At 30.7% G+C, this 5,932-nt stretch carries 8 protein-coding genes; 7 read left to right on the top strand and 1 reads right to left on the bottom strand.

Going from position 1 to position 5,932, the window contains the following annotated elements; translation table 11 throughout:
* Window positions 1–953 (bottom strand): hypothetical protein (locus N4A40_14245; GenBank protein ID MCT4663014.1); only part of this gene is annotated, 953 nt, incomplete at its 3' end.
* A gap of 317 nt (window positions 954–1,270) precedes the next feature.
* Between N4A40_14245 and N4A40_14240 the strand changes: the two genes are divergently transcribed.
* The 7 genes from N4A40_14240 (at window position 1,271) to N4A40_14210 (ending at window position 5,754) form a co-directional block, all read left to right on the top strand.
* Complete coding sequence (locus N4A40_14240; GenBank protein ID MCT4663013.1) at window positions 1,271–2,407, top strand: ATP-binding protein; 1,137 nt, start codon at window positions 1,271–1,273, stop codon at window positions 2,405–2,407.
* Window positions 2,400–3,206 (top strand): hypothetical protein, encoded by an 807-nt coding sequence (locus N4A40_14235; protein MCT4663012.1) that lies wholly within the window; start codon window positions 2,400–2,402, stop codon window positions 3,204–3,206. Before N4A40_14240 ends, N4A40_14235 begins: the two co-directional genes overlap by 8 nt.
* A 426-nt stretch (window positions 3,207–3,632) precedes the next feature.
* On the top strand, window positions 3,633–3,830 hold the full coding sequence (locus N4A40_14230) for a hypothetical protein (protein MCT4663011.1): 198 nt from the start codon (window positions 3,633–3,635) through the stop codon (window positions 3,828–3,830).
* Window positions 3,831–3,990: 160 nt separating this feature from the next.
* Entirely contained in the window at window positions 3,991–4,911 is a 921-nt protein-coding gene (locus N4A40_14225) for a hypothetical protein (GenBank protein ID MCT4663010.1), read from the top strand.
* Window positions 4,912–5,040: 129 nt separating this feature from the next.
* On the top strand, window positions 5,041–5,265 hold the full coding sequence (locus N4A40_14220; protein ID MCT4663009.1) for a DUF1659 domain-containing protein: 225 nt from the start codon (window positions 5,041–5,043) through the stop codon (window positions 5,263–5,265).
* 39 nt (window positions 5,266–5,304) lie between these two features.
* The gene (locus tag N4A40_14215) at window positions 5,305–5,523 is read left to right on the top strand and encodes a DUF2922 domain-containing protein (GenBank protein MCT4663008.1); all 219 of its coding nucleotides are present in this window, start codon (window positions 5,305–5,307) and stop codon (window positions 5,521–5,523) included.
* Window positions 5,524–5,604: 81 nt separating this feature from the next.
* The gene (locus N4A40_14210; GenBank protein MCT4663007.1) at window positions 5,605–5,754 is read left to right on the top strand and encodes a YvrJ family protein; all 150 of its coding nucleotides are present in this window, start codon (window positions 5,605–5,607) and stop codon (window positions 5,752–5,754) included.
* The last annotated feature ends 178 nt before the right edge of the window (window positions 5,755–5,932 follow it).

The raw sequence follows: 5,932 nt of genomic DNA, 5'->3' as shown, positions 1-5,932 counted from the left end.
TTTTCATACATAGTCGGATCATCGAATGATTTATAAAATGATGTGATATAGTTGTTTTCTCCAGGACTGCATTTTATATTTTCCGTCCATTTGTAATCCTTAAAATAGTCTTTTTCAAACAATTCAGAAGCAACGTTTTGATTAACTTCATCCTTTAAGTTTGGACACCTTGAAAGCCAAATTTCTTTATTTTCAATTTCTTTTTGTGCTATATCCGAACTTACATACTTACATAGTGGTCCTTCATCACAATAGACTCGTAGTTTAAAGACATGATTTAGTAAGCTTAGCACAAGCATTTTTCGTAAATGAACATCGAAAAAAATGTCATGGTCAGCATCTATACATGTTGCTACTAATTTAAACAAATCAGAAATTTCATCTTTTGAAAAAATAAATGGGCTTTTTACATGACTGATATCATAGATTAAAAAAACGTATATAGTTACTATAAAATTTAGATGCATTTTACGGCGCTCTTCTATATCTAAATCCGCTTCTAAATCATAGCTTATAAAATTTTTTGTAAGTTTGATCAAGCAATCGGCATAGCTACTATCTTTTTTTATGCAAAAAGATTTGTACGAAAAATAATAATATTGGAACAAAAATATAAATTTAGAAAATAATGCTTGGGGGTTTGGAATTGTTTTTTTAAGTCTCATTTTAGCTTCAAACCATTTGTATAGATAGTTTTTTAGTTCTATAAATTCCATGTCCATTGCATCATAATACAAAGAACTTACAATATAGCCTTCGTAATTTGTAGTTCTGTTCCAACCTTCGTTTATGCTTTGGTCTATATCGTAACTATTAATTGTAGATATCAGCTTTTCTTTATTTATGTAATTTGGATTTTTCTTAAATTCTTCTAATTGAATTTGAATAGTTTCTAGTTGCTTTTCAATAGCATTTGATAGCCAGGTTTTAGGTCTTTTCTTTTGTATTCTCATATAGTCCTCCTAAAAAATTTTGATTACTATTTGATTATAACTCTTTTAAGTAGCGATATCCTTTTTATTAAGCTATCATAATAAACTGAGATAGTGGGAACTTAGTTCCCACTATTTCTTATTGATTAAGTTTCACTCATTATTTCTAAATACTAATTATTATAGTTCTTCTTAACAACATGTGCCCTATCAAACAAATCAGTTTTTAATTCATAATAACCAGAATTACAAACAGTGAAAAAAAATTACACTTCTAAAATATAAGGTGTATTTTTTTTTCGTTTTAGTATATAATATAGTAAAAGGAGTTGATGGTAATGTTAAAAAAGATGACAATAGAAAATTTTAAATCCTTTAAAAATGAAACTATTATAGATTTGAGTAGTAGTAATTATAAAATTTTAAACAAACGAAATGTAAACGAAAACGAAATTTTAAAAGGAGCTATTTTTGTAGGGGGAAATGCTACTGGTAAAACAAGTATTATTCTAGCTTTAAGAACATTACTTGACTTATTATTTAGAGAGAAGTGGATATCTATTGGTCAGTATAAATGTTTATTTAGTGAGGAAAATATAATTAAGCTGACATATGAATTTAAAATTGACAGCGATAGCATTAAGTATGCAATTGAATTTGACGTTAAAAAGAAGATATTAATAGAAAAATTATTATTAAATGAAGATCTAGTGCTTGATAGAATAGGCAATAGTGGTAAAAGTCAAATATCTGAAGTAACTACATTTAATGATTTAGATAATAGTATCCTATTACTAAGAACTATTTATTTTAATACTAAATTCTATGGAAATGAAATATTGCAGAAATGGTTTAAATTTTTAAGTAATTCTGTATATATTGATGCGGCTACTAGAACATTGATTAATTCAAATAGTGCCTTAGAAATAAATAAATATCTGAAAGAAAATGGGGATACATTAATTAATGAATTCTTTAAAAGTAATGGATTTAATTACTTTATAGAGTACACAGATAGATGCAAAGGTAATTTAGTTGAGATTGATACTGAAGGGGAGAAAAAAGTATTCTTTAAGAGAAACAATATAGGAGAGCCTATACCTGTGAGTATGGAATCTTTAGGAAATATAAATTTGTTAAGTATGTTGCCTGCTTTTTTTCACGTTGTTAAAGAAGGTGGAATGTTAATAATTGATGAGTTTAGCAGTGCATTTCATAATGAGTTAGAGGAATTGCTAGTTAAGTATTTTATGAAAAACTCGCTTGATTCCCAAATTTTTCTAGTTTCGCATTCTACTAACCTGTTATCCAATACGATTTTTAGACCTGATCAGGAATACGCTGTAGACTTCAAGGGAAAAGAAGGTAGTTATATAAATAAGTTTTCTAATGAAAAGCCAAGAGAAGCTCAAAATATTGAGAAAATGTACAATAGTGGTTGTTTTGGCGGAATGCCGGAGTATGTAAATGAATAAGGATATTGTCATTAATAAGAATAAAAAAATTGGCAAAGTATTGTTTATTGTAGAAGGTCAGACCGATGAAATATATATTCTTAGGAAAATATTTACTAGTATCTTTGATTATCAATGTCAAAGTATAGAGCGGGCTGGAAAATACAGACCAAGTAATTTGAAGGATAATCCATCATCATCTGTCTTTGTTGTAAATACGCAAGAATCAAATATTTCAGATATATATGATGAGAATGATTACTTAGATGAGTTATTTACTGAATTAATCAATAATTACGAATTCCCTGTTGACAAAGCTGCAGTTTATTATATTTTTGATAGAGATGTTAAATCTAATTCTAAACAACATATTGAAGATTTGATTTACAAACTCCAAAATTCAAGAGAAAATGAGGAATTTGACAAGGCTGGTTTGTTATTGTTAAGTTATCCAGCTATTGAGAGTTTCACTGTATCAAATTTCATTGATGATAGTTTTGATATAGCTTATGAGTTAGGAAATGATGTAAAGACTTTTTTGCACAGTAAAAATCTAGCAAATCAAAGAATAAGTAAAGAAACACTATCGAAAGCTGTTATTGAAATGACACATTCTCTAGAGACTATAGGCGTAAGCGATTATGACTTAGATAATTTTGGAGAGAGTAATGAGAAAATATTTAATTATCAAGAGAATTATTATGACGAGAATAAAGTATATAAGCTTTTAAGTTTATTTTGTATTGCATTCATTGACTTAGGTTTAATACAAATAGAAGAAAACGTAGATACTGATTTAAATAAATCAAAAACTTCATGACAAACGAAAATAGTGGGAACTTAAGTTCCCACTATTTTTATATAAATTAAAAGCACCTATGTTTCTCCAGGGTTTAGAGAATTATAGGTGCTTCTTTCCGCTGTTTATAGAAGGCGTAGCCTTCTATTTCCTTCTTCAAAGATAGACCAAGATAAGACCGCCTTGACCTGCTAGCCTTTTCCACGAAATCCATCAGAACGAATACCCCAAAAATTAGTAGTAGGTTCTGTGGGTTTAGTGGGAAAGGCGTAGAAAAGAGAGAGCCAAATAGTAACTAGTTAAAAATATGGAGAACTTGGCGCAACAATTCGGAGCTTTTGTAGGCACTACACGCAGCTGATGAAAAGCTGCGTGATGCTGGCCATGTGACGATTTTTCACATGGTACAAGAAGCTGAATTTTGCGACTAGATCGGAGACGAAGAAAATGTCTGTTGATTCAGAGGCCACGTTTGGAAAAGGTGGCCAAATGACCCGTGAGATAGACCAGGGTGATGAAATCGGAGAGCCGATTCTCTGCAGTGGGGTTTCTGCAGGGGATGGGGTTTCATTATTTATTATGTTTTTTTATTTAGATGAACCTCTTGCCCTTGGCAGAAAAATATTATGGATAGTGAGAATTTAAGTTTCCACTATTTTTTATGCTAAAAAACATTCAAAATCTAAAAGAATTTCCCAAATTTATAGCATTATCTGCTCAAAAAGGGTATAATATTAATATAATACATAAGTAATACATAGTATTTGTAGTGTAATACATATAAAAATATATGAGGAGTGATAATATGACTGAAAATATAAAACCAACTAGCTTTAGAATAAGTGAAAGTGCTACTGCAAAGTTTAAAGAGCTTGCCGGTGAATTGGATATGACCCAAAAGGATTTTTTCGATTCGCTATTAAATGTTTACGAACTTGAATCTTCAAAGAAGAATATCGCAAATCGTGGCAAGGAAATCGAAGAATTTCAGCAAATTTCTCAAAGATTAGTTGCTATATTTCTAAATTCTCTCGAAATGAATCAAAGTGCCGAAACTAGAATTGCAGATAAGTATCAGGAAGAGCTAAATAAAAAAAGCAGTGCCCTTGAAAAGATAGAACTTAAACTAGAATCTAAAAAAGAAAAGGAAGAATACTTAAGAAACAATTTGTATGAAGCTGATGAAACTATTAATAAACTTAGTGAGAATAAGAAAAATCTTGAAAGTATGAATGCAAACAATGAGGCGTTAATAGCAGAGTACAAAGAAAAAATAGATACTCTTAGCTCTTTAGTTAATGAGTACAAGGGCTACAAAGACGATATTGAAAATGTAAAAGCTGAATTAGTTGCCAAAACAGAAGAATCTGAAAGCCATCTTCACCAGGTCAAAGATCTTCAGAGCCAGCTAGAAAATACAAATAGCCAAATTGATTTTTATAAGAACCAAATCGAAGAATTAAAAGCAGAGATAAAGGAAGTTAAAAATCATGAAGCTATTGCCATTGCAGATGTAAAGACAGAAGCTATAGCTCAAAATGAAAAAATAAAAGCCGAGTTTGAAGAAAAGCTTGGATTCATGACTGATAAAAAAGATTTAGAAACAGAAAAGGCTATAATGGAAATCACGAAAGAACATGAGGAAGCTATAGCCACTTTAGAAAAGAAGCATAAAGCTGAGATTACAAAGCTTGAAAAAGAATTGAATAAGGGCAAAAAGAAATAATGAAAAATAGTGGGAACTGAGTTCCCACTATTTTTTTGTACTTTACACAGTAGCTTTTCCCTATATAATTTTCTCTCTACGAGCTACACTCAAATTGAAGTTAATACTAAAACAAAGGAGGTGCGTAATATGGCTGTTGTATCAGAAGCTCTTGCAGCAAGATTAAAACTTTCATTGGATTTCGGTGTTGATGAAGATGGAAAGGTTATAAAAAGATCTAAGACATTTTCACATGTCAAATCTGATGCTACTGATGAAAATATTCTTGATACTGCAAATATCATCGTAAGTCTTCAAGAACACGATCTTAGATCAGTAGTTCGTATGGATGAATCACTTCTAAGACAAGCATAATCTAACAAGTTCTAGTTTTAACGGAAGGAGGGGTATTTCATGGAGAAAAAGCAATGTTTGATATTAGGATTCAAAGACGTGGACGATCACACTGTGAATTTAAAGATTTCAGATCCAAAGCCTGACCTTACTGAAGAACAGGTCAAAACTGCTATGGAATCAATCATTGAAAAAAATGTTTTTGAATCACAAAATGGCGATTTAAAAACTATTGTTACAGCAAGTATAGTTACTACTACCGAAGACACTTTGGTATAGTCACCTAAAAGCGAGTAGTGGCGATGGACGCTGCAGCTCGCTTTTTTTACATACAAATTTTTAGAAAAGGGGGTTTGTATCATGGAAGATTTAGCTGTAAATATTGCAAATTTAGGATTTCCGATAGCCGTATCAGTGTATTTATTAGTCAGAGTTGAAGGCAAAATCGAAAGTTTGTCACAATCTATAAATGAACTTACTCGAGTATTGACATCGAGCGGAAGGGCATAAAAAAAGCTCAGTATCTAATTGATCTGAGCTTTTGATTTATTAATTTATATTGCAAGTACATGTCTTACAGTAGACTCGCATACGTGATACTTCTTAGCAAGCTGTTTGACATTGTTACCGTTGAATTCTTCTACAATCTTTTGATTTCTAAGGGGTTTGATGAGGGTTTTGTACTGCG

It is taken from the genome of Tissierellales bacterium (assembly GCA_025210965.1).
Classification (GTDB): domain Bacteria; phylum Bacillota; class Clostridia; order Tissierellales; family JAOAQY01; genus JAOAQY01.
Note: the sequence above shows the minus strand (reverse complement) of the source record. Positions and strands in the feature narration are given on the sequence as shown.